Annotated in this window: 25 protein-coding genes and 1 pseudogene; 3 read left to right on the top strand and 23 right to left on the bottom strand. The window is 49.5% G+C overall.

Going from position 1 to position 22,351, the window contains the following annotated elements; translation table 11 throughout:
• Nucleotides 1-13: 13 nt before the first annotated feature.
• The 6 genes from NQ842_RS11420 to NQ842_RS11395 form a co-directional block, all read right to left on the bottom strand.
• Nucleotides 14-964, bottom strand: a complete 951-nt coding sequence (locus tag NQ842_RS11420) for a major capsid protein (RefSeq protein ID WP_047361634.1) — start codon at nt 962-964, stop codon at nt 14-16.
• A 12-nt stretch (nt 965-976) separates the two neighbouring features.
• Nucleotides 977-1,747, bottom strand: a complete 771-nt coding sequence (locus NQ842_RS11415; RefSeq protein ID WP_064791007.1) for a hypothetical protein — start codon at nt 1,745-1,747, stop codon at nt 977-979.
• A gap of 80 nt (nt 1,748-1,827) precedes the next feature.
• On the bottom strand, nt 1,828-2,925 hold the full coding sequence (locus tag NQ842_RS11410) for a phage minor head protein (RefSeq protein ID WP_257256864.1): 1,098 nt from the start codon (nt 2,923-2,925) through the stop codon (nt 1,828-1,830).
• A gap of 1 nt (nt 2,926) precedes the next feature.
• Nucleotides 2,927-4,315 carry a DUF4055 domain-containing protein gene (locus NQ842_RS11405; RefSeq protein WP_257256863.1) on the bottom strand — a complete coding sequence of 463 codons (1,389 nt, stop codon included), beginning with the start codon at nt 4,313-4,315 and terminating at the stop codon, nt 2,927-2,929.
• 1 nt (nt 4,316) lies between these two features.
• Entirely contained in the window at nt 4,317-5,624 is a 1,308-nt protein-coding gene (locus NQ842_RS11400; protein WP_257256862.1) for a terminase large subunit, read from the bottom strand.
• Nucleotides 5,602-6,594 carry a terminase small subunit gene (locus NQ842_RS11395; protein ID WP_257256928.1) on the bottom strand — a complete coding sequence of 331 codons (993 nt, stop codon included), beginning with the start codon at nt 6,592-6,594 and terminating at the stop codon, nt 5,602-5,604. Before NQ842_RS11395 ends, NQ842_RS11400 begins: the two co-directional genes overlap by 23 nt.
• 163 nt (nt 6,595-6,757) lie before the next feature.
• On the opposite strand from NQ842_RS11395, the gene NQ842_RS11390 reads away from it, so the two are divergent.
• Nucleotides 6,758-6,982: a hypothetical protein gene (locus NQ842_RS11390; RefSeq protein WP_257256861.1), complete on the top strand. Its 225-nt coding sequence runs from the start codon at nt 6,758-6,760 to the stop codon at nt 6,980-6,982.
• A 340-nt stretch (nt 6,983-7,322) separates the two neighbouring features.
• Here NQ842_RS11390 and NQ842_RS11385 read toward each other — a convergent pair.
• Nucleotides 7,323-7,622 (bottom strand): annotated as a pseudogene (locus tag NQ842_RS11385) (terminase small subunit); the annotation flags it as partial.
• 18 nt (nt 7,623-7,640) lie between these two features.
• Here NQ842_RS11385 and NQ842_RS11380 point away from each other — a divergent pair.
• On the top strand, nt 7,641-8,096 hold the full coding sequence (locus NQ842_RS11380; RefSeq protein WP_257256860.1) for a hypothetical protein: 456 nt from the start codon (nt 7,641-7,643) through the stop codon (nt 8,094-8,096).
• 206 nt (nt 8,097-8,302) lie between these two features.
• Here the strand turns inward: NQ842_RS11380 and NQ842_RS11375 are convergent, their stop codons facing one another.
• The 16 genes from NQ842_RS11375 to NQ842_RS11295 form a co-directional block, all read right to left on the bottom strand.
• On the bottom strand, nt 8,303-8,626 hold the full coding sequence (locus NQ842_RS11375; protein WP_373371723.1) for an Rz1 lytic protein: 324 nt from the start codon (nt 8,624-8,626) through the stop codon (nt 8,303-8,305).
• 210 nt (nt 8,627-8,836) lie between these two features.
• Nucleotides 8,837-9,400: a lysozyme gene (locus NQ842_RS11365; RefSeq protein WP_257256857.1), complete on the bottom strand. Its 564-nt coding sequence runs from the start codon at nt 9,398-9,400 to the stop codon at nt 8,837-8,839.
• On the bottom strand, nt 9,378-9,602 hold the full coding sequence (locus NQ842_RS11360; RefSeq protein ID WP_046092045.1) for a class II holin family protein: 225 nt from the start codon (nt 9,600-9,602) through the stop codon (nt 9,378-9,380). The genes NQ842_RS11365 and NQ842_RS11360 overlap by 23 nt, the downstream gene beginning before the upstream one ends.
• Nucleotides 9,603-10,169: 567 nt before the next feature.
• Complete coding sequence (locus NQ842_RS11355; protein ID WP_020882503.1) at nt 10,170-10,361, bottom strand: hypothetical protein; 192 nt, start codon at nt 10,359-10,361, stop codon at nt 10,170-10,172.
• Nucleotides 10,362-10,553: 192 nt separating this feature from the next.
• Nucleotides 10,554-11,387: an antitermination protein gene (locus tag NQ842_RS11350; protein WP_257256856.1), complete on the bottom strand. Its 834-nt coding sequence runs from the start codon at nt 11,385-11,387 to the stop codon at nt 10,554-10,556.
• Nucleotides 11,384-11,746, bottom strand: a complete 363-nt coding sequence (rusA, locus tag NQ842_RS11345) for a crossover junction endodeoxyribonuclease RusA (protein ID WP_134211361.1) — start codon at nt 11,744-11,746, stop codon at nt 11,384-11,386. The genes NQ842_RS11350 and rusA overlap by 4 nt, the downstream gene beginning before the upstream one ends.
• Before the next feature lie 2 nt (nt 11,747-11,748).
• On the bottom strand, nt 11,749-11,955 hold the full coding sequence (locus tag NQ842_RS11340) for a hypothetical protein (protein ID WP_063149571.1): 207 nt from the start codon (nt 11,953-11,955) through the stop codon (nt 11,749-11,751).
• On the bottom strand, nt 11,955-12,557 hold the full coding sequence (locus NQ842_RS11335; RefSeq protein ID WP_257256855.1) for a DUF1367 family protein: 603 nt from the start codon (nt 12,555-12,557) through the stop codon (nt 11,955-11,957). The genes NQ842_RS11340 and NQ842_RS11335 overlap by 1 nt, the downstream gene beginning before the upstream one ends.
• Nucleotides 12,558-12,948: 391 nt before the next feature.
• Complete coding sequence (locus NQ842_RS11330) at nt 12,949-13,173, bottom strand: DinI family protein (protein ID WP_257256854.1); 225 nt, start codon at nt 13,171-13,173, stop codon at nt 12,949-12,951.
• Between the two features lie 366 nt (nt 13,174-13,539).
• The gene (locus tag NQ842_RS11325) at nt 13,540-13,989 is read right to left on the bottom strand and encodes a VOC family protein (RefSeq protein WP_257256853.1); all 450 of its coding nucleotides are present in this window, start codon (nt 13,987-13,989) and stop codon (nt 13,540-13,542) included.
• A gap of 383 nt (nt 13,990-14,372) precedes the next feature.
• Nucleotides 14,373-14,591: a hypothetical protein gene (locus tag NQ842_RS11320; RefSeq protein WP_014832178.1), complete on the bottom strand. Its 219-nt coding sequence runs from the start codon at nt 14,589-14,591 to the stop codon at nt 14,373-14,375.
• Between the two features lie 354 nt (nt 14,592-14,945).
• On the bottom strand, nt 14,946-18,767 hold the full coding sequence (locus NQ842_RS11315) for a hypothetical protein (protein ID WP_257256852.1): 3,822 nt from the start codon (nt 18,765-18,767) through the stop codon (nt 14,946-14,948).
• A 556-nt stretch (nt 18,768-19,323) separates the two neighbouring features.
• Nucleotides 19,324-20,010, bottom strand: coding sequence for a replication protein P (locus tag NQ842_RS11310; RefSeq protein ID WP_257256851.1), 687 nt, complete (start codon nt 20,008-20,010; stop codon nt 19,324-19,326).
• Nucleotides 20,007-20,924, bottom strand: a complete 918-nt coding sequence (locus tag NQ842_RS11305) for a replication protein (protein WP_257256850.1) — start codon at nt 20,922-20,924, stop codon at nt 20,007-20,009. Before NQ842_RS11305 ends, NQ842_RS11310 begins: the two co-directional genes overlap by 4 nt.
• Nucleotides 20,925-21,008: 84 nt before the next feature.
• Entirely contained in the window at nt 21,009-21,560 is a 552-nt protein-coding gene (locus tag NQ842_RS11300) for a toxin YdaT domain-containing protein (protein WP_257256849.1), read from the bottom strand.
• Nucleotides 21,561-21,562: 2 nt separating this feature from the next.
• Complete coding sequence (locus NQ842_RS11295; protein ID WP_181616719.1) at nt 21,563-21,790, bottom strand: YdaS family helix-turn-helix protein; 228 nt, start codon at nt 21,788-21,790, stop codon at nt 21,563-21,565.
• A gap of 102 nt (nt 21,791-21,892) precedes the next feature.
• Between NQ842_RS11295 and NQ842_RS11290 the strand changes: the two genes are divergently transcribed.
• Nucleotides 21,893-22,276 carry a helix-turn-helix domain-containing protein gene (locus tag NQ842_RS11290; protein WP_257256848.1) on the top strand — a complete coding sequence of 128 codons (384 nt, stop codon included), beginning with the start codon at nt 21,893-21,895 and terminating at the stop codon, nt 22,274-22,276.
• The last annotated feature ends 75 nt before the right edge of the window (nt 22,277-22,351 follow it).

Below are 22,351 nucleotides of genomic sequence, written 5' to 3'. Positions count from 1 at the left end.
TCCGCTGACAGCGTTACTCCCCCGCCGCGGATCCCAGCTTAATCAGCACGCCAGCCGTAGATTTGTTGCTGGTGAAGTGCTTCTTCCAATTACCTGCAGTTCCGATTTTGGTCAGGTCTGGGTTATCGCCTTTGGAGGTATCCCAGCTGTAACCCAGCAGGTCGACATTCACCACGCCTTCAGCGCGGTATCCGATAGCCAGGTTTTCCTGGTCGTTGATGTCGTAGGAACGGAAGCCCGGCGCCTGAGACTCGGTGACGGTAACCGCTCCGGCCACCAGCCCAAGGATCGCATCAGCATCCATAGTGTCGGTAACCAGTACAGGTTTACCCAGCGTGCCCGGCTGCCCGCCGTAAACCACAACGCCTGCTTCTTCGTAGATTTTGTTGGCAATCGCCTCATCCACGATGTCGAAGTAAGTGGCGGAGTGCATAACGAAGAGCACCACACGGTTGAACTTATCGCCGTATTTGCGCAGGCCGCGCGTCAGAGTCTTTTTACCGTCAGTCTCAATGTCGGCGGTTACGACCATGTCGGCGTTAGCGCCAATCGCCGCAGTCAGCGCTTTCAGGCCATATTTCACGTAGCCTTCCAGCGTCGCGTCAGCCACATCAGTGCCGATTACTTCGGAGAACTCGTCAACCGAGCGGCCACGGCGTTTGAATGCTTCTTCAGTCGTTTCGTATGGACCGTATTTCCACGGCGCTTTAACGGAGACGGCTTCACCTGCGCCAATCTTCTTACCCGTCACTTTTTCGGTGGAGTTAACATCACGCGATTCGATCGAGCCGCCCACCTTGTAGAAGGCACGTTTGCGGAAATCACCTTCAATAAGCTCGTTATCCAGCAGAATCGCCCCGTTGGAAGAGGCATTAAAGATTGCCAGGTTATCCTGTCGGCGCTCAAGGAAAGCGGTCTGAGCCAGGTCGTCATAAATAATCAGGTCGGTATTAACAGTCGTCATTCGGGAAACGCCTTATTTCGGAAGTTTGAGGAAGGCCTGCTGGCCATGCTTGCGGATGTAGTCCGCTTTGTCGCTAGCGCTCATTTCGGAACGTTTCAGGCTGCCACCGCCGTTTGGTTTGTGTCCGCCCGCGCCGGTGCCTTCTGCGCGTGGGAACAGATGCGGAGCCGTCTCCTTAAGAGACTCAGCCCACTCAAGCGGGCTTAGTGGAGTTTTGCCGTCTTTACCGAACAGAACATCGCCATTTGCATCAACTGCTACGGCCTCGCCTTCGTCGTTGAGCTGGAATGTGCCTTTGGCACGCAGAATCAGATCGTCGGATGCTTCCGGCAGCGCGCCAGCTTTTGAGGCTGCTGCACGGATTGCATCGCCCAGAACCCGGTCCCGGAATTTGTTGGAGAACGCTTCGGCTTTGTCAGCGCGTTCATTTGCGGCTTTAATCTGCTTATCAACGTCAGCACGCAGACGCTCGGTGCGCTTATCGAGCACCTCATCAATTTTCCCGGCGGCAATCAGCTTTGCCTCTTCGTCGTCGGAAAAACGCTGGAGGATCCCACGTACAGCATCAGGATCGATACCATCGAAGCGCGACAGGGTTTCTTTTTGCTGCTTGATGGTGCCCAGCAGCTCAGAGTTTTTCGATTTCAGGCCTGTAACTTCGCTGGTCACACGCTCATCTATCAGCTTCTGGATTTCTGGCGTGATTTCGATACCACCGCCACCGCCGCCCTCACCGCCGCTTTCAGGTGCGTAATATTTCAGAAGCATGTTTCGAATTAACATAATTTCCCCTCGGGATTTTGCCGGGCCTCGCCCATAAAAAAGCCCCGGCGGATGCCAGGGCGTGGAGTAAGATGTGATTGTTAGTTGTCTGTGCCTGAGAGCTGCTTCAGACGTTCCAGGCTGATCCATTCGCCTTTGTCAGTGAACATATCAGCCAGGTCGATTTCACCCGCGCGGAACAAACGGCCACGCTCGGCACCCAGAACCTGATCCTGGCGTTGTGCCGGCTGGCGCGCGAGCCATTCCAGATATGATGTTTTCCCCGGTACCTGTCCATCCATGCTGGCCCGACTCCCCTCGTCCATATCGTCGATATCGATGCCGAGTTCGCGCCACGACTTGAGGATCAGGGTTTCGGTAGAACGACAGCAAAAATGAATTTTCCCGGGTCCCTGCAGGTAAGGCACCTTATGCCCGACCGGTTTGTTATCCAGGGTGTAGCGCAGCAGATCACGAATAATGCAGTCGTGACTGGTTTTATTGTCCAGCGTGGACAGCCACTGTTTACCTTTCACGATGTCGCTGTTGGCACTGGTGAAGCTGTTGCGTGCTGTGGCAGCCAGATGATTCACGGCTGTTTTAGCGATGCTGGCGGCGTTTGCCCTGCTCATCTGCAGCGCCCCGTCGCGATAGTCTTTGTTGGCGTGGCCACGAACATTGCGCGCGATAGTTTCTACCGTGTCGCCAGCAAGATACCCCCTGCGGACGGCGTTCACGATACGCGCCAGCCTGTCCGATTCCAGATTCTCCGCCCACTCACTCAGCAGCCGCCCCTGAAAGGGTTGCGCCATCGCCGCGGCATACACCATATCGGCGGTGATGCCCTGCAACGGATAGTGAGACAGGACCTGTGATGGCAGAAGGGAATCGAACAGGTTCAGCTGATAACTGGCTTCGTTCTTTGCCAGCGCCACCAGCTCACTCTCGAACCCTGCCTGCATGGACGCTACGGCTTGATGGTTAAGCTCACGCACGCTGCCCAATAAACTCTGCAGGCGATTAACTGTGAAGCTCTCCGGCGGCAATCTATCCAGCGCATCCAGTAGCCGCGCCGAAAGGTCCGCGTCCGTCTCGTTAAGCAACTTGACCATCCGGTTTGCCACGCCAGTGGCGTAGCGGCTTAACCAGACGGAATGTGCGATCGATTCATCACGCAGGCTTTCGTTAATGGTGGGCATATCAGCCTCCCGTCAACGTTGGTGCCTGATTGCGAAGCGCATCAATAACCTCGTCCGGACTGTCGGCCGGGTCAATGAGATCGAGCTTCTGCAGCGCGCGAATCATATCGCTATCGCGCAGCGCACCGGACTGCCAGGCATTGACGATTGCCGTCACCATGCCCGACTCGGCAACCTTAGCTATGAATTCCTGATTGATGGTGTAACTCGTCGTTTCGCCCTTGATGCCGAGGTATTTCGCACACCAGCCAAGCGCCAGCGTATAGGCCTCAGAAACGTTTGAAACGCAGATACCGAGCACAGAGGTTGATGATGTTTGCTCACCGCTAGCCTGCGTCGCCGTCTTAGCCGTGGCGTTCTGCTCAATCAGCCGGGCGCCAAGCTGCACCATATAATCGCGTTTGCTGTCCATGGCCTCTTTAGCCAGCATGTTCGGCTGTGCCTGGGCATAACCAAACGAGCCCTCCTTGGGAAGCAAAAGCGGTGATCGGGAACCAATTTTCACGCCTTTCTTCTCGAGGTGATCGCGCCAGCCGGTATCGAGCCCAGTCATGTACGGCTGCACCTGGCCACAGAACCACACGCTGTCCTCATAGTCAGCACTGTTACGATAATGACCGTGGTTTATCTCCACCAGCGCAGCGAGCGGTGAATCATCGATAGTGGGATCGTTGTTCTGAGCACCGACAAAGGTGAACGGGATTTCGTCCCAGTAGTCCTTTCCTTTCGGGTTAGGGTGGTACTCACTGTCAACTGTGTAGGTTCCACTTGCAGTGCCACCAGCCCGGCGCCATACGCGGCATATGAACTGCCCTTCTTCCAGCGCCAGTTCGCGGTACTGGACTTCATCCTTGTAAGCGTAACCATCCGGCTCTTCTACGCATTCGCGCAGAACCACCAGCACCAGCTGATCGCGTCCGTTAATACGCTTTGTTCTCCAGTTGATGATGTTCTCTGCCGGATAGCGGAGGATGATCGCCTCATCGGAGGCTTCAGCGTAATCGACGTAAATGCCCTCTCGCGCAACCTCCAGCACGTTCTCGGTCACCAGTTGCGACTGCTGATAGATGCTGGTACCGGCCCCGTCAGCATTGTCCAACAGGTATTTCAGCTTTTCAGGGCCGTTAAACGTGGGGTCCTTGCGATATGCCATCCCAAGCATGCCGATCTTCGTATTGCCGGCAATGGCATAGAACACAGCGCGGCTCAGATAGTCCTCATTACGCTTTTTATTGCGTAATGATTTATCGGTTGGGTCGAGATACGGCAGATACTTATTACCTGCCGCTTTTACGGCCTCGGCCCCTTTGCAAAAGTCCCTGTATTTCCGCCAGGCAGCAGAAGCCGCCCGGTGTTCTGGTCGAACCCAGGTGATGTCGTCGTTTGCCATATCAGAAAGTGGTGTCCATGGTGATTGAGTATGCCGGCTTCACAATAGGGTAATCCTTCACGATGAAGTACCCACCAGCATCATTGGGGTGATCGTTATCCGCTGATTTATCCGGTTCGCCATTTGCCGCCCAGATTTGCTGCTCGAGGCTCTCGGTATAAACCGGGCAGTTCTGGACGTTGACCAGATAGCGGCGTTCGCCGTTGGCGTTACAGAACATGGCGTTCATCGAGTTGATACGGTCCTTAACCGGCGGGTTGACATCATCAACAATGACGCTGAATCCGGCTTCGTTGAGCTGGGCGATATCGGTCTTACTGGCGTTCTGGGATTTCCGAGAGTCCCCTGACGCATCCGGATAGATGTAAATCTCCCGGCTCTTCACGTAGCGACCATTCTCGTAGCGCCAGAATTCTTCCTGAATGCGCTTAATCATCGCCGGCGTGTCGTAGACCTTCATCAGTTCACGAACCGCGCGCGGCAAGCCGTTACGCTTTACGTGAACAATCGCGGCCATTTTTCCCACGTTGAAGTCCATACCAATGAACAGCGGATCTCCATCCTGAATCTCGTCAGAACAGTTATTCAGCTTGCGGTTGAAGGTGTGGTAAATGGTCCCGCTGTTAAGGTTTGTGAATTTCCCACGCAGATAGGCCTGAATCAGCTCGTCAGGATAAGAACTCAGCAGCGATGGGATGTAATCAGGCGGTAGATTCTTCGCATTGTCGAACGTGCTGGCCTGAATCAGTCCATACAGTGCGGCAAGCTCTGGTTTTTCACGCACCGCCTTCACGAACTGCTGGTAGACAAACTTGAAGCCTTCCGGCGTGGTCGTTACATCGATGCCGTTACGTAGCCCATCAACCTTGTAACGCATACGAGCGATGATTTTTCGCCAGGCCTGTTGTGCTTTGGCTGCCGCCATGACGTCCAGCTCATCCACCATCGCATTACCGATTTTGAAACCAACTATCGAGCCGGGTTTCTCCATCGAGCGACAGATTGTGGTACCGCGGAACCGTCGCCCCTCGTAGAAGTGAACCTCTTTGTTCCCCTCGTTGATTTTGACGTTCAAGCCCCAGTCAAAGGCAACCTCTTCAATCGTCGGGTAGAAGATGTCACGAATCTGCGGGTACGTCGGCGCGAAATAACCCTGGTTGATTTTAGGGTGCTCCCACATCCCCTTACAGATGCCACCACAACCCACCCACGTCTTACCAGAACCGAACCCGGCAACATAGGCTTTGAATTTGTGCTGCATCGCAAGGAAGCGCGCCTGAGGAATGTTAAGTGTCGGGCTGATCCCCATCGTCTGCCCTCGCATCCACTACGTTGATATTGATCTGCACTGGGGTAGGTTCGTCATCATCACCATCACCCGCCAGCTCCTTGCGGAGTTTCTCAACCTCAAGCTGCCGGCGTTCGATTTCAATCTGCTGCAGTCGCTGCGCAAACTCGCTATCGGCCAGGCCAAGTCGCTTCATTACCGCTTCGTACATTCGCTCACGGCTGATGGCTGTAATCTCGATGCCATTCTTCCCCAGCTTGAGGCCGGAATAAGCCAGAGCAGCGTCAGGGGGAAGTTTCCTGGTATCAGCGAAATAAGGCTGGCCTATGCCATCGCCGTTGCAGCGCGGGCATTCTGGGTTTGGTTCTCGGTTGTGGTCGTAACCATAGCCGCCAGTATCCTGCGGCAGCCTAGCACCTTCCCTACCCTCGACTTTTGCCGTTTCCTCATCAAACTCAACTGCATCGCGCCACTGGTAGTGGTGACCGAAGCCCCAGCAGTAACGACACGCGCCGCGGCGATACTGTGAAAGCTTGTTTGCATCGAAAGTTGCGAGCTGCCACATCTGCGCAAGAACTTCATCAGCACTGCCAAGCGTGCGCGCAATGGAGGCTTTCTGCTGCCGCGCAATGGCCTGGGCAACGTTAGGATTCGTTATGAGCTGACGACCGTAGTTTGGGTCACTATAACCAGCACGTGCAGCGGCAGCGGTGGCGTTGTTGTCCTTCAGGTACTCCGCGACAAATAAGCGCTGCTGAGCAGTAAGTCCATCATCATCCACCAGTTCATTTGCGCTTTTGTCTTTCTGCGCAGTGCGCATTTTTTTCTGCGCAGGTTTTTGCGCAGTTTGCGCAGAAGGTTTTTTGATATATCGACGGGCGGTAGCGTAGTTCAGTCCCTGCGCTTCACACCATTCCTTTGGTGATACGCCGGTTGCGGCATGTTCGGACAGGAACCGTTGCTGGAGCTCGCCCCAGTCCGGTTTTGCCATTATTAACCCCATGAAAAGCCGCACGATGGCAGCTACTGTCTGAATATCAGGGTATTTCTTCAGGATAACCTTAGTTAAGGTAATCATTCAGCCCGTCAGCGGTGGGACACTGGCGCTAAGAAATAGGGGGAATGGCTGACTTACCTCTGATTAAGGTGAAACTATGCAAAAAGATTTTAAATTCGAAATGAAAGCAGATGCCTCTACGCCTAATGTAACAGCACAGGAATTGATGGCTATCAAAAGCGCTCTAGGCTTCATCCTCGCAAAACTCCCATCTGACGCCCAATCAGATGTAATTCAAAATTTGATTAATATCCCCGACCCGAAAACTAAAGATTTGGCTACTCTCTTAAATCAATTTAGAAATCTGCATTCTCCTGATTGATTTTTATACTGTAGACAACAGTTAATCTCCCACGGTCCGAACCTTGTTTTTTATTGGGCCGTGGTTTTGTTTTACCGAGTTGCTTGAACTGTAATGCATGCTTTTTTTTCATAAAGATACTTACATCATTTTCGTTTTGCATTTCCACCAGACGTGACATCTGTCGATGCCATCGTTTTAAACACGTTATGGTTCAGAGGAATTGTTACCAGACTGTCACCAGATGACTGTGCGACAACTCCGAGTAATGTTTCATGTCAAAGCAGTTGCACACCATCAGGCACTACCATCCTTCTGAGGGCATCTCAACGAAATCCATACCTGATAACGTCGTCCTTCAGCACGTCGGCCACTGAGATACCAGTTTCAGCTCTCCGTTCGAAGTCAGGGTGTCGAGCACGTCCATCTGGTCTATCTCAACGAGACGATTCAGGACGTATGTCGCATTTACACCAACCAGATCATTGCGTTGCGCTTTAAGTTCGGCAATTCTGAATCGGATGTCAGGTTTTGACAGGTTTTCGGACGCGGTGCGGTTTGGTGTCTTTACGCTGTACCCCGCCCGAATAGCCGCTTGCGTGGCATTTAAATAGATGAGGCACTCGCGACAGAACATTTCTTGTTTGTCGGTGAGTACCATGTTTTCCAAGGAGTGAATGTGAAACTATATGATTTCTGCTTTAGCACTTATGAGAACGACGAGCGCTGGCTCAACAATGGATTTTCTTGTAAACGACAAAGTATTGTTACCATGCTGAATACTATTTACAGGTCACTCACATCAGGAGTTAAGAATCCTCAAGGACTTCCAAAGATAGGGCAACTGCTTGATATGGAATTATCAGCGTCTGGGGAATTTAGAGCGTCTTACCTTCCTGACCTTGTTGCAGTAGCCTTTGATGTTATGACAGAAATCAACAGAAATCCGCTACTTTGGGGTTCTATTGCCGATAGTGAAAACCAAGCAAAACACACTTTCGTAGTTCTTTTCCATGGTCCTCATGGTGAGGTTATCCAAAACAATCAAGGCGCAGCAAATGGGGAACGATACGAAAAAGTAAAGGCTCAACTTATTAATGATATCGACGCATCTTACAACCATCTAAATTTTTGAGAATCGTAATCTGCATGTGCGCGAGAGTAGGCTAGTGAACAACTCTCGCGCTCCCCTGCCGACAACTATTATCCTTCTGATACCCATTCTTCAGGTACCTTATTGCGACCAAAACAATCAAATCCGCCAATTTGAGCATCGCTGAGAGGTTTGGCGGGTATATTAATGCCATTATCAAGCCCACCAGCAGATGAGCTTTGTAATAGCTATTGTGAGCCTCGGAATTCCTCTATCTTCCTGATACTGGCCTTATCGATGTTGCATTGGCCCAGCGCCGACAGCAGACTGACATTCAGATCCAGACTGGCCCCGTAGGTCAGCGGTTCGGGAATAGCTGGCTGTTGCGTCTCAGTAGTCAGGTTTGCTGGCAGCGGCATCGCCGGCACCTGCACGTAAACTGTCCGCGTATTCCCGCAGCCGGTTAGCAGCTGCAACAGGCACAGGCAGACGAGCGCAATCATCATCCGCAACAGCCACTTTGATATCTGCTTGGGCTCTCTGTGACTCCAGTGCGATCTCGTTTTTAGCATTCTGGTTGGCCTCTGAAATGGCGTTGATGATGTTCACAGTCTGTATAATATTGGCGGTGACGATATTTGCTGATTCAGCCTGCTGCTCTGCGGTATCTGCACGCGCCTTTTCGCGGCTGGCTTCGTCGCTGTAATACCAGGCTGACCAGCACGCTCCACCAAACAGGCAAAAGATGAATACTGCGATCGCAATGAGGTAACGAAGTCTCATCAGAACACTCCCGGCGTTGATGAATGAATTCCGGGGTTAAGCGGTCCTACTTCATCGTTAAGCCTCAGTGGCTTTTGCTGCCACTCACAGACCGCGCGCTCAATCTCACGTCGGGTAACCAAGCCTTTCCACTGCTGACCACCAGCATAGGTCCAGCGCTGCAGCTCTTTGCAGGCACCAGCAACGTCACCGGTATTCAGCTTTCGCAGAAGAGTGGATTTGCTGAATGCGCCATAACCAACGTTGTAGGTGAATGAATAGAGCGCAGCGCGGGTGGTTTCGGGGATGAAAACCTTTATCAGTGGGTCGATGGCAGCTGCCACCTTACTCAGGTCGGACTGCAGCAGCGCATCACACTCCCGATCGGTGTAGCGATGTCCACGGCGAACGTCGGCGCCGGTGTGCCCATCGCATACAGTCCAGACGCCGACAACATCTTGATAGGCGTAATAGCGCCGCCCTTCCAGCCCATCCGCATTACCCAGCATGACAGCTGCAATAGTGATTGCACCGGATCCTCCAACAATGGCGCCCACCAGCTTATTTCTGAGTGTCGGGTTCATCTCGGCTCCTGCTGCGGCGGTTGTCTTCGCGGATTTTGAAATAGAGATTCGTCAGATACGTCAGTACAGCGATGATGATGCCCACCAGCACGCCGATAGCGTTCCACTGCTCGGGACTGTAGGCATTCAGCATGCCGTTTAGGATGCTACCGGCTGAAGCGCCATAGGCTGCACCGGTGGTTAGTTTGTCCATGCGATACATACTCTCACCTCGCGTAGTTAGCGGGTGCTGTGTGTTTGAAAGGGGTCAGTCCGTCGGGACGATTTGACAAGAAGGCGTGTCGATGATGGTTCCTTGAGCCTGAAATTAAAAAGCCAGCGACAGGCTGGCAATGTGAGGGTAAGGCAATGAACAGGATATTATTAGAACCAAGCGACCTAGAAGCTAGCTAAACAGATGGCATTTGTGTAAAACGATGACATCAATCAGCAGGTGTTCATCGTGAAATACATTCGGTTAATTTTAAGGCTCATAACAGTATCACTTTATGTGTTTCTGGTTGTTTTTGGCTCTGGATTTGTAGGTTCGAGTACAGCCAATGCAATTAATCTTGAAACACTTAACCTAAATTACTCATTAATCGCAAAGGACTCGGCGGTATACGCACTCTGCGCAACTGGTGCGACATTGGTTGTTCCACCAGTCCTATATTTAATCCAGCATTATGTCTGGCCAGTGTTGAAGTTTATAGGCTTAAAGATTCGCTACTTCTTCCATGGATACTAAAAGCCTCGCACAGTAACGAGGCTTCACTTAATTTTTATCCTGTTACAGCTTTGGCTCTTCAATACGTTCGCTTAGCACTTCGACCTCTCCATTGTTGGCGAGATCATCTCCACGAGTCACATACCATGCGCCGTAGATAGTTTCACCCGACTCTAAATCGTCGATTTTTTCGTGCACGTAGTAAGCGATCTGCCTGCTACCATTGTACTGAATCCAGTAATAGCCTTCTCTCATCATTCCCCCCTCTCCGATATAGAAAGTATAAGAGGCAATGAATAGTGATGGTTTTAGAAATTCTTAAATCGCTATTAAGCAAAAAGCCCCACGGGGTTAACCGCAGGGCTTTAAACGAAGGCAATAACCCATCGTTAGAGAAAAATTACCACAGATTCGGGAAATGTAAATAGCTCACGATAAAATAACGCCCTATTTTGTTATTTGCTTGAGCTGCGCATCAGCCCACGCCTCTTCGATATCAAACTTGGTGATGAGCTGATTGTAGAAAGGCTTAACAGACTTCTTCCAGGTATCGAGGCTGATTGCATCAGTTATCTGACACACCGCTGCATATGCCTCTGTCGATGGGATTCGCTCATAACCTCGGCCACTGCAGCGCTTGCAATCAGCCAGAACCGGAACGCCCTGCTGCTCTGTAAGAGCCTGATTAATGGCTTTCCCGCGTCCATGGCAATCTTTACAGGCACAACTTACAACCTTCTTGCCCTTACACTGAGGGCAGAGAACGCGCGCTACCTCCCTGATCTCTCTTCGCACCTCATACTCAGAAGGACGTATATTTTCGACGCCCATATTCAGGGACATCTTCACGAATTTCTTCTCTTTTGCAGGAGTGTGAGACTTCATGCTGTAGACCTCAGCATCAATAAACCCTTCCCCATTGCAGCCATCGCATTGCTTCGCGCTGGCGGCGCTGCGGGAATAGTCCTCGAACGCGAAGGTGGCCAACTGATGCATCACCAGTGGCTTAACCCCGGCATCCAGTTTGCGCAGCGCAGCAACCCTATCGCACTTGGTCAGCGCGTACTGGGCCAGTAACTCAATCGCCCTCTCCCGATCGTTATTGCTGATACCCATCTTTCCGAGAAAAGCGCTGTAACCCAAGGCTGCCCGCTCCTGCGTCATGCCCATAGCGGCCATGATATCCGTTCCGCTTAATGAGTCTGACGCCGTAGCGCGCGGAGAGTCGCTAATCATTGTCGATTTGGCGAAGTGATATTTGAGGGTATTTTCAAGATTCATGCGGTCTCCAGCTCGGTAATGGTGAGTTCTAATTTCCCGCCCTTAACGACAGGCATTTTCACAACGCGATAGTCGACAACCTGGCAGTCATCCAGCCAGAATCCCGCCTTGGTTAAAGCGTCGAATGCAGCTTTCTGCAGGTTATCCAGATCGCGGCGCCGGCGGTCGGGCATGTGACATTCAATTCGGATTTTGAGTGGTGCGGCCGTCCGGATATTAAGGCGGGCGCTTCGAATGACACTTGCGACCGCATAACGGTAAGCGACGCCATCAGCGCTGATGTGAGTGCGCCCGCGGTTGTGCCGGTAATACCGGTTATTGCTCGGCGGCCAGGGCAAAGTGATTTGATATGTCTTCACGTTCACCCCCACATCCGGTTTCGCCAGCGGCTATCCGGGCGCGCTGGTGTATTTGATGTTGGAAGGAATGCACTGACAGTCCATGTCACGTAATCCTGGTTTAGGCTGCGTTCAACTCGCACGCCGCGCGCTTTGTAACGCTTAACCAGTTCGTCGGCCTGTTCGGTGCTGCAGTCGGTATGATGGAACCAGGTCTTCTTCATCCCCATCACCCCGCGAAGCCAAGCAGCTGCGCGGCGACACTTTCGGCCTCATCACGGCTGCGGAATGAACGGGACAGGACCCAGCGCCAGAGGACATCGAGCGCAGCTTTATAGAGCTGCTGAAACTCGAGTTCGTCCATGTTGGCAAACGAGATGCTACGAGGATGCTTTTTGAGTGTGCCGTCAGGCAGCTGAATGGCATCAAAGTGCCCTGCTTCGACGATCACCCAAGAGCGGTAAGCGTCAAAGGATTTGCACAGGCTAATGCCATTTGTGACCCGGCGGTATGCAACCTGCTCAAGATAATGCTCAGCAGCATCGATCAGCGCGCCCTCATTGCCGGCATAAGAAGCCAGGAACTTGGCGTAGCCAGTAATCAGCTTCCTCTCGTTACTCGAGATAGCCCCGCCGGTTGGTTCCCAGTATTCAAAACCGAGATTGAGAAGCGCGAAAAAGCGTCGGTGGAATGCCGGGTTACGTACACGCTTGAACTCGGCAACAAGAACATCGCCGAGCCGGGTTTTGGATTGCAGGATATCGCTGGTCTCGGGCGTAGCCGGGATCAGTATTCCTGAATGGTGTTTGATAAGTTGTAATTCTAGCGCCATGGTTCTCTCCGTGGCGCATCAGGTATAGGTTGTTCAGGCCTATGAAAGAATAATATCAGACGGTGGTGTAATCCGGTACCCAAGCCGTTTTGCAAATTGCATAAACTCGTTGAGAGTGAAGATTTCTTCCTCGTCGAGTAACGGTCGTAATGAAACTATTCCATTTACTCGATAAACCAGATATCTCCCTTCCGCCGGGAAACTATAGATAACTGCTTTATCGGCCCTTCTGACCACGTCGTACCATTGATCATCTGCATTAAAGGCATCTGCACTACACACTATTTCTTCCCCCAGAGCGACTTATTGACGCGGTAAACAGTAATCGGGAACAGCCAGGGGAACGCAAACAGCGATACTCTTTGAAACTGCTCCAGTGAAATTCACGCGATTAATAAAACCACTCGTCGGCGCTTTCCCAGGTCTCCTGCACGATTTGCTCAACCTCTTTCTTGTCGCCCCCGAAAACACTCAGACCATCATTGCTGGCACGCTTGATCGTTAGCTGACAATTATCAAACTGCTTGCTGAGCCTTTTGAGCAGTTCTGACTCTAGTGCAGGTATAGCTCCATTAGGAAGTTTCTTCATGCGATCAATGGCTAACTCGATTTTCATTTTTCCCTCCGCAATGAACACCTGTATGCATATACAGTATATTTATAAACGTATCTTACGGATTTTGCAACGATTAAAGAGTGTTAGAAGGATGGAGCGCTTCCAAGCTTGCAGGTATCGGTTTTAAGAACGATTTGGGACAGATCTCAGATTTGGTGGTCTACACAATAGTTATGTTGAATAGATTTCAGAGGAGTTTAGTGCAGTTTCACTACTAAATTGTGGTTTCGATATGAGATTTATAAAATGAAAATTCGTAAAGGCTATTATGGAGCTTGCTGTTACTAAGCAACAAATTTGTCAGCAAGCTCTAAAACGACATGAAACATTACCAATGCGTAACGTAATCCAACCGGTTATCGAAATTTACTGAGATGCAGGCACTTTATCATCCTGATGGAAAGCCTCGATCCCGACTTTCTGACCATAAGAAAGTTCAAGTGTGTTACCATCAGGATCAGCGAAGAAGACATAATAACCTACCGGTTCGCCTGCCTGAACCGGTTCTTTTCGCAAGATGCCTTCCATTCTAGCCATCGCTACCTTATTGTCGATTTCTTCAATGCTTGAACAAGCTACTCCCAAGTGACCGAAATTACCTAGAGGGGTGTCAGTCACAGCATCAACCTGGACAAGGACAAGTGCAAAAGGGCGAGTTCGGTCACTTAACCACGCGACTTTACGTACCTCCGGAAGATCAGGCTCTCGCCTGTGTACGATTTCCATGCCAGCATAACGGCTATAGAAATCAATACTTTTTTCCAAATTTCTAACAACAAACGCAACGTGCGTAAAACCTACATCAATATCTTTCATTAGGCTAATCCTTTGACTATCTCCAGAGTCGCCATCTTAAAAACTCAAGTTAACTTGAGGTCAAGAGCCTTTCAATCTATGCTTTTGCTGGATTTCTTACACGTATTGTTCAATGCCGTTCAGGGTTGCGGCGTATGCTAACTCCAGCTAAATGAAGATTTAGCCTGCTACGCAAAGAAGAAAGAACTCAGTTGAGATGCGGTAAACGGAGCAGGCTTAAATAGTTGGTCTCATTTTCGCTCGCACATCCCCATACCCTCCTACCAGCTTTCATCCAATCATATTTGGCTTTTAAAGCTCAGCTGGTATCGAGCAGTCAGCGATACTTGCGCAGCAAACGTGCCGCGCATATACAGTGCTGGCTTACCTTTTATCAAACGTGCTCACGCCTGCATACCCTTCCCCCTTGCGATGTTAATTCTGTCAATGCATTCCCTTAATGCTTTGACTTGCTCAGGGGTAAGTTCAGATTCATCGATTGTGGCCAGAAGAGCGTTGAGGGAGCGCTCAATATCGTTTTTAGTCAACCGTAAACAGATAACCTTAACCCAACGTGGCGAGAACTTGCTGAGGCCGATTGCTCTTGTGATACGTAGTTTCATGAGATGCCTCTTAACCGCCAGTGGTGGCGATTTCAAACTCGCTTATAACACACGTAGAAAAAACTTATGTGATTATTACGCCATAGAAATTTCTAAGGGTCGTTTCGCTTGAGGACAATCAGACTTTCAGTAAACATCTAAGTTGGTTTTCCAGCATGTCACACAAGCGCCTCGTCATTACCCGAAGCGGCTTATCACGTGAAGGTAGTTTTTACGGTCATACACAGGCTGGGATGTCAGCTTTGTGCCAGAAGCGGACGGTGGACGCCGCGCTATGCGGCAATTTTGGACCAAAGCTGAAAAATTGCCTGACAGCAGCGCTTTAGTATACGAATCCCGATCAAAAGAAAATGGTCACTCAAATCTTTGCTCCCGCCGGTTGTACTCTTCGGCCTCACTCGCTCTACTCTCTCTAATAGACCTATTTAGAAGAGAAAGCTTGGTCTTAGCCATCTCTCGCACCTCAGGAGAGATATGATTTAATAGGACTTCGAATGCCTCCAAACGAACTTCAAGAATATCGGCAAGTGATCCTGACCACCCACTAGGAAAAGTCTTTGAGTAAATAGTTTCAACTATCGCGGCTTTGTTATCTGCGGCATCCAAAAGTGATGTAATATGATGACTGAGAATTACTTTCTTTGGATTGTCTAGTGGCTGTGATTCCTTGTCTAAGGATGTGTATGCCGAAACGGCACCTGCAACTTTATAAATCCTATCTTGATATCCATTACACCATTTAAGCAAGCGCTCTATCGGCGCTAAGTTTAATGGCGAGCTACTACGATTAATCCTATCTTGGAAAAGCAAATAAATAAGTTGTTCACTATTCTCACTATTTATTAACACTCTATCCAATACAAATTCTGGATAAGTTTTCACTAGATAGGATATGATAGTCTCTAATTCAAAGCTATATAAGCGATACGTCTCTACGCCATTGCAAAGCAAGTTAATAATATCGCGAACTTCATTCTCCGCTGCTGGCTCTGATAAACACTCTGCAACAACACGGTCCATTCCATGGAGATGTCGCCTACTAATCTCATCCCTGTGCATTGATAACAGTTTCAAAATGGCCTGCCTTCCAACAGATCGTAGGTTATCGCTAGGACTGTTGCCACCCTTTTCAGTAAAGAATCGCATGCTCAAAATTTCAATAGTTGAAAATATCCCATCGGCCAAATCATTAAGTGCGGCAAGTAATTCTGATAAATTATCATCAGAAATGGATTCATGAACTCGACCGTAACTTATCTGTTGAAACCTCCGTGCTTCCAGTTCACCTGTCTTCGCCAGCTCAATAAGCTTTTTTGTTCCCCATGGGGCTATCGGCGTTGCAGACAAAATATCAACAAAATACTGTTTAAGCTCCGGCACATCTAATACAGACTCTTGGAGCTTCCGAGACAAGCCAGGGTCACCGGCATGAACGCCAACAATAAAACCGCAAAAGAGAATAGGTTGTACGACTTCTAACTCTTGCTTTTGCATTAGACGGACAAGCATCTCAAAGGTTAAACCTTGGTTTGATGATCCTTTGGCCAATCCTTTGCCGAATGACCAAAGCGCATCAATACGTTTTTCCCATAACCTTGGTGCCAATCTTTCAAGGTAGTCAGGTTCAGATGACGCAAGCTCACCTAGTTCTTCGATCTTCTGATGAATTTTTTCAGAATTTTCTGTGTAATCCCCACCTAATACTTCTATGTGATCCCAGGTGTTAGTCAGGGCATATGCCTCGATTTCGAAATAGAGATCAGCCGGTGCGGTTAAATGTTCGAGTGCTTCAATCCTTTTTAATATTTCGGGAACGTGTTTCTTCCCGTTGTAATGGATTGTCCGCTTAACGGCCATCCATATATCTGGCCATTTACCGCCAGCACCATATTTCAGCACTATGTTTTCGAGAATTTCAAAGCAGCCTGCATAGCTCCATAATGCAACAAAGTGGTTAGCTAGTATCGCCTTTGCCCAATTGCATAGTGGAGCATTGCCAGAATCTAAAAACGGTACTAACAGCTCAATATAGCCTACGTACCAGTTTAATATATCTTCATTCGTTGTCGGTTCCCACCCAAAGTCCCTGCTACGAGCGCCAAAATCAAATCCTCCAAATGAGCTCCAGTGAGAAACCTGAAATGCAGACCGAAGAATATCCTGCGCAATTTCAAGCTGTCTCAAGCTGCCGGAATTTAACATCCTATTGACAAAGCAATGTCTTCGCGCTGGTGTAGCCTGGGTTCCAGAAAGGTATAATGAAAAAAGGCTCGCCAATTGACGAGCGATACTATTATTGTTCTCCCCAGATTGTTCAGTTTCCGCAAAGCGAAGAATTAACCCGGCAGAACGGTCGAAGTACTGATCATCATATGCTATTTTTCTAAGCAATCTAACGAGCGTAGAAAAATTCTGATTATCTCGTGAGCAGAAATCTCGAGCTTCCGAAGCATTCTCTATAGCGGTTAACACTACTTCTGGAAACACTGGTGCGATGTGAGTTAGTGCCGTAAGCATCTCAGCATCGCATTGTGCAATGTTATGAAATGGCCCATCAATGTTCATCCATGTATGGGCGAGATATCTAGCAGGTTCAAAGTCATGCAGATATCCTAGTCGATGGGCACATGACTTGAATAAACGAAAATTATCAGCCTTTAATAACTCAGCATTAATTTTATCAGGATCGATATTCTGAAGTGCTCGTCGTGCGAGACGGTTAGCTATTGCATGCGGAAGCACTGCTCGCCAGTTTCCCCGCTTTTGCGATAGCTGCCTTCGCAATAGCTCTGCATGATTGCGATTCAACCTGTCACGTTCAAATCCGCCAATTCTAGAAAGAGCGCTCAATTCATCATTGTACTCTTTCGGGGAAATATTGAACGAATAAACCAAGGATAGGATCTCTGCGCTTTCAAGCAAGCTTTCGGTTGTACCTTTTCTTTGATTGAAGAGCCTCTGGAACAAGTCCTCATCAGAAAAATTTGTCAAGGTTTCATCTGGACCCACTCGACTCGCCAATGCAATCGCAACACGTGCATTCCCTCCGGAAAACTCTGCAACTTTATCGGAATTAACACGCCCTAGAGACTGAAACCTCTTTTGGATAAGTTTAGATACGGTCTGTTCACTTGATGGTTCAATATGTATTACTTCTGTTTCTTCTGGGCGGTCATCCGAAATATCATATTCGATAGTGAGAAGACTCAACTTTGCTTGATTTGACGAAACCTGTTTTTGAAGTTTTCTATGAACATCTGGTGGGCAGTTATCCAATACCAAATAGCTTGAAAAATCATTAGCTATCAAGTATGAGACAAGCTCTGATGCTGTTGGAGTTAATTCATCACCAAGATCCGCATATATTACATTCGTTTTCGGTAGCGAGTTATCGCATACATCACTTTCAAAGAGAGCCTGAGCAAAGCGTGTTTTTCCAACTCCTGATAGACCAGTTATTCTTACAGCCGAGCCAGATCTTTTTAATCTTTCACGCACAAGCCTGATTCCATCCGAAATCGTTGAAGGCTCTTTGTGGTTTGAGTTCATATCAATGACACATGGGTGTTCGTCAAGCAAAAACTCATCATCTTTATCGACTGGGGTGGAAGCCCATCTCCCAAACGGTCGCCATCCGGATAATGGCTTGCCTAGTCTAGAGCGGACCCACAAGGCAACCTCGGGAAATTGTCTCAACCATGCGCTTAGCCGATCCCTACCATAAAAGTCAAGGAGAAGCTCTTCGCTATCTGGTAAACCTTCGAGCGCAGATTTCATTCCTAGAAGGCGTTCTGATAGCATTTTGTCAGAACAATCATCTTTGCCACTAACAATTATATAAGCCCCTTTTTTTTCTAAGAGATCAGCTATAACAGTTTTTAGCTTCCCTTTATCAAGCATTTCATTTTTGCAAGCCGCCTTACTCATACTGTTTTTCTTCACTTGAAAGCCAGTATTTTCACGACTTATAAAGCCCGGCTTTAGTAAAGGAATAGCATCGACAACTCGAACATCGAGACCGCCGTCAGCAGCTTCCTGAGCTCCCCCCCATAGAACACAAGATGGCTGTAGTTCTTGACGAATCAATTCCGCTTCACACAACCTAGCGACCAACTCTCTTAGATCAGCATCATTGAGATTGGAAATATCAGAAGGTTCAAGTTCAAAAAATATCATTAGGTTTCAAAAGTCCTTATATTGCCAATTGATATCGGTGAACTGCTCCCCTTTGATTCACACAAAATGCAGTTAGCAATGCTCACTCTTCGCTTGCAGCGGAACTAGTGACCTTGATTTCTGCCTTTCCATGCCAGTGGCAGACGTTGCTAAAAGCGTAGTGTGATAAGTTGAAGGGCGCAGGTCACGCCAAAACGCGACTTAAGAATAATCTACGCCAATACTAACTGTGTTCTCAACTGAAGAATAACAAGTTTATCAATATAAGATCTCTTTTAGGGAATACGAGCGATTTACCTGTTATCTGACACCGGAAAAATACCGACTGATGCAGTATTTGCCGGGATCTCATAAGGTGAATGGTTCGTTTTGCAGGGATGCTTACACTGCCACGGCAGGGTTAATCAAGGGGTAGCACGTCACTGGATCTATAAATATCCCTGTCATTCTTGCTTAATACAGCCCAACGTGATTTAAATAAGCAGTACCAGCTATGCCTTGACTGCGAGGCTAACTGTGTACTTCCGCTATTAGCTCATAGCAGACCATTTCATTTCTATGCCCTCCCTTCCGCCTTCATCCGCTCATATTTAGCTTTCAAAAGCTCAGCAGGTGTCGGCCCCTTTGGCGATACTGGCGCCGCCAGCGCTCTACGTACAGGCGGAATCGGCTGCCCGGCCAGCACCCGCTTTTCCCACATATCAAGAATGTCGCTGGCTTCACGCTCTAGTTCTTTGTGGCTCAACTGGCCATCAGTTCCCCGGCGCCGCAGTTCCAGACAGATGTGGTAATAAACCGGCTCAGGCCACGGATACTGCTCACTGCTCGGGTACCGAAACACCAGTTTGCGCCACTTCCAGTATTCAGCCATTACGTCAGCGGCGGTGATCCCCAGCACGCTGCGCCCTTCCCTGCACCACTTGATGAATTGGCCAGGCGATGGCAAGAATGGACGCTCCTGGCGACGCACCACACGCATGCCGGCTTCGACCTGCTCCATGGTTGTGATCCCGTTTTCTTTGAAGGCCAGCACCCACTGCCGGCGGATCTCGTTTACTTCTTCCTGGCTTCGATTAACCAGGCTTGCCGGGAACGCGGCCGCCAGCTGTACGAACAGCCCGTTGATAATCTGAGCCACCTGCTGCGTTTGTTCGCGTTCGGTGTACTGCTCAGGCATGTTGTGCGCTACCCGGCGAGCCTGTTCCCGGTCAAAATCGCGAATGCTCTCTGCGAGGTTTTTCATTCCAGCACCCCGTCAATCCAGTCGGTGTTATGCAGGTCAATGCCGCCCCGGGATGGCTTTGCCGTTCCGGTTGCACGCAGCCGCTTGGTGGTGAGCTGATCCCACTGCTTTCGCAGACTCGAGGGGCTCAAGATGTTGTCTTTCCAGAACTCGTCCCGGTTGGCCCACTGGAACAGGTCACAGATTTCGTAGTGAGTACGCTTGTCTTGGATACGCATCAGCCTGATGGTGTTTGCCCATTCAGCCCAGTTTGGTTCGGATAGCGATGCGTTGACGGTGAGAAGCCTGTCGTAAATCCAGCGTGCGGCCTTGAGGTCGTCAGCGGATCCCCATGATTTACCTGCCGGGGTGTATATCCCGGCGGCAGCTTCTGGATGGCGTGAGAGAAACTTTTGAGTTTTCTGGTTTCGGGATTCGTCAGAATTCCGAGACGAGGATATTTTAATATTGTTCTTGTTATAGTCTTGGGTGTCTACCGTTTCCGGGAAGGTTTTTCCCGTTTTCGGTAACACTTTTCCCGATTTCGGGAAGACTTTTCCCGTTTTCGGTTTGTCTAAAATCCAGTCGGAAAGGTCAGTATTTATACCGACCGTTTTCATCACGCCCTGTTTCTGACTGAAGATAATTTTGCGTTCTGCGAGCGATTTGAGCGCATCCGAAACGTGGGAATCACTTAGCCCTGTAAGCTCAGCGATCACCGTGTTCGTAACGCGGTCCTGTTTCTTGTTCCAGCCGTAGGTAAGCCAGATCACCGCCTCAAAACACTGCCACTCCCGGCCTGACATTCTCAGACGAGGCTTGAGCTGTTGGATCTCGTTAGCGACCTTGGTATACCCGTTCGACAGGTCGGCCATACGACCTCCCGGTTGTTCGGTTCTGTGGGGGAAATTGATAATTTCAGCTGTGTTTGACATACTTAGCTCCGCAATTACACTCCGTTTTTGCACCTGAAAGCCGTTGGTGTTCGAGCACCGCGGCTTTCGCCTTTTCTGAAGTCTTCATATCGCCCCCAGCATGGTTGTGACCATCGCCAGCAGCGGCGCAGTAAGGTCCGGATCAATACGGAACATTTCGAAAATCCCCTCGCCTAACTCCTTCAGCTTTTCCTTCTTCGGTGCATCGAGCATCAGAGCTTGTTTCGCCTCACTCACCTCTTTCTCCAGCCTGGCCATCCGGTAGGCAAACGAGTCGTTTTTAACGACGCGGTCGCGGTATCGAAGCGGTAAGACAGACATGATCACGGGCACCAGCTGTTCGACGTTCTTTCGGTAAGATGCGGAGTCTTCTTTGTTGTCGAGCCAGCGGAACAACTTCACGTTCCAGACATCGGCCTGTCCTGAGAAGTCCACGCCATTAAGCTGAAATTCTTCTGCCGCCTCTTGGATTTGAAGCGCAACAGCTACGCGCCCTTCTGCTGCCGCCCAAGCTCGGACCGCAGAGCAAATATCTCGATGATCAATATCCTGATACGCCGATTCGCTTTGATGACATGCGAATATCAGTGGGTTAGAAGAAGCTCTGCTACTCTGTTGATAAGAAACAGTCTGCATTGTTAAGGCTCCTCTTTAGGTAAACCATCAGTGGGGTTTGGGTAGAGATCTGGGCGCAGCTCGTGCGGAGTTACGCCGGTCAGGTTGAAGATTGAAAAAATGTAATTTGGTGGGACGATTCCATGGTCACGATTTTTCCAATGACTAACGGACATACTCGTCACACCCAGTGCCAGGCTGAGCTTTCTGGCAGAGCCAGCGGCTTTTATTGCTTTATTGAGTGCGGACATGTGCTTCTCCTGCTTATTGACAGCGAAAGTAAACCACAGATTTATGCACCTTGCAAATCCCTGATTTATTGCGTGTGTAAACCAAATATTTACAATGACCCTATGAGAAAAGTAGAACCCAACCTAGTTCTGGTAGAACGCCTTACTGAGATCACTGATCGCGGCGTTACCAAAGCAGACATGGCACGAATAGCTGGAGTCACCCCTCAGGCCGTAAACGGCTGGTTCAAAAAGGGGGTGATTAGTAAGAAATCAGCACTGGCCATAGCAGATGCTGTTGGAATTTCTGTCGCCTGGCTGCTCGGTGAGGATGTCGGCGAGAAAAACGGGCTTAAGCCGGACGAACAACGTCTGCTGGAGCTTTACCGCCAGCTGCCAGTAGAAGAGCAACAGAACATGCTCCGCGTATTTGCGATTCGTCTTAAAGAATTAGACGAGCTGTATGAGAAGTACATGAAAGGTCGGATTCGGTCGCAAGAGGATTAAAGTTTTCTGGTCAGCGCATAGTTGGTAGCTTCAAAGATTCCATAATCATTGTTCCTATTTAGGTCAAGTTAAATA

It is taken from the genome of Enterobacter cloacae complex sp. R_G8 (assembly GCF_024599795.1).
Lineage (GTDB): Bacteria > Pseudomonadota > Gammaproteobacteria > Enterobacterales > Enterobacteriaceae > Enterobacter > Enterobacter dissolvens.
This window is presented reverse-complemented; position numbering and strand designations above follow the sequence as displayed.

Bases quoted from the DNA above. Each gene is read 5' to 3' on its own strand.
- NQ842_RS11420 (WP_047361634.1), bottom strand. From the start codon at position 964: ATGACGACTGTTAATACCGACCTGATTATTTATGACGACCTGGCTCAG.
- NQ842_RS11415 (WP_064791007.1), bottom strand. From the start codon at position 1,747: ATGTTAATTCGAAACATGCTTCTGAAATATTACGCACCTGAAAGCGGC.
- NQ842_RS11410 (WP_257256864.1), bottom strand. From the start codon at position 2,925: ATGCCCACCATTAACGAAAGCCTGCGTGATGAATCGATCGCACATTCC.
- NQ842_RS11405 (WP_257256863.1), bottom strand. From the start codon at position 4,315: ATGGCAAACGACGACATCACCTGGGTTCGACCAGAACACCGGGCGGCT.
- NQ842_RS11400 (WP_257256862.1), bottom strand. From the start codon at position 5,624: ATGGGGATCAGCCCGACACTTAACATTCCTCAGGCGCGCTTCCTTGCG.
- NQ842_RS11395 (WP_257256928.1), bottom strand. From the start codon at position 6,594: ATGGCAAAACCGGACTGGGGCGAGCTCCAGCAACGGTTCCTGTCCGAA.
- NQ842_RS11390 (WP_257256861.1), top strand. From the start codon at position 6,758: ATGCAAAAAGATTTTAAATTCGAAATGAAAGCAGATGCCTCTACGCCT.
- NQ842_RS11375 (WP_373371723.1), bottom strand. From the start codon at position 8,626: ATGCTAAAAACGAGATCGCACTGGAGTCACAGAGAGCCCAAGCAGATA.
- NQ842_RS11365 (WP_257256857.1), bottom strand. From the start codon at position 9,400: ATGAACCCGACACTCAGAAATAAGCTGGTGGGCGCCATTGTTGGAGGA.
- NQ842_RS11360 (WP_046092045.1), bottom strand. From the start codon at position 9,602: ATGTATCGCATGGACAAACTAACCACCGGTGCAGCCTATGGCGCTTCA.
- NQ842_RS11355 (WP_020882503.1), bottom strand. From the start codon at position 10,361: ATGAGAGAAGGCTATTACTGGATTCAGTACAATGGTAGCAGGCAGATC.
- NQ842_RS11350 (WP_257256856.1), bottom strand. From the start codon at position 11,387: ATGAATCTTGAAAATACCCTCAAATATCACTTCGCCAAATCGACAATG.
- NQ842_RS11340 (WP_063149571.1), bottom strand. From the start codon at position 11,955: ATGGGGATGAAGAAGACCTGGTTCCATCATACCGACTGCAGCACCGAA.
- NQ842_RS11335 (WP_257256855.1), bottom strand. From the start codon at position 12,557: ATGGCGCTAGAATTACAACTTATCAAACACCATTCAGGAATACTGATC.
- NQ842_RS11330 (WP_257256854.1), bottom strand. From the start codon at position 13,173: ATGAAAATCGAGTTAGCCATTGATCGCATGAAGAAACTTCCTAATGGA.
- NQ842_RS11325 (WP_257256853.1), bottom strand. From the start codon at position 13,989: ATGAAAGATATTGATGTAGGTTTTACGCACGTTGCGTTTGTTGTTAGA.
- NQ842_RS11320 (WP_014832178.1), bottom strand. From the start codon at position 14,591: ATGAAACTACGTATCACAAGAGCAATCGGCCTCAGCAAGTTCTCGCCA.
- NQ842_RS11315 (WP_257256852.1), bottom strand. From the start codon at position 18,767: ATGATATTTTTTGAACTTGAACCTTCTGATATTTCCAATCTCAATGAT.
- NQ842_RS11310 (WP_257256851.1), bottom strand. From the start codon at position 20,010: ATGAAAAACCTCGCAGAGAGCATTCGCGATTTTGACCGGGAACAGGCT.
- NQ842_RS11305 (WP_257256850.1), bottom strand. From the start codon at position 20,924: ATGTCAAACACAGCTGAAATTATCAATTTCCCCCACAGAACCGAACAA.
- NQ842_RS11300 (WP_257256849.1), bottom strand. From the start codon at position 21,560: ATGCAGACTGTTTCTTATCAACAGAGTAGCAGAGCTTCTTCTAACCCA.
- NQ842_RS11295 (WP_181616719.1), bottom strand. From the start codon at position 21,790: ATGTCCGCACTCAATAAAGCAATAAAAGCCGCTGGCTCTGCCAGAAAG.
- NQ842_RS11290 (WP_257256848.1), top strand. From the start codon at position 21,893: ATGAGAAAAGTAGAACCCAACCTAGTTCTGGTAGAACGCCTTACTGAG.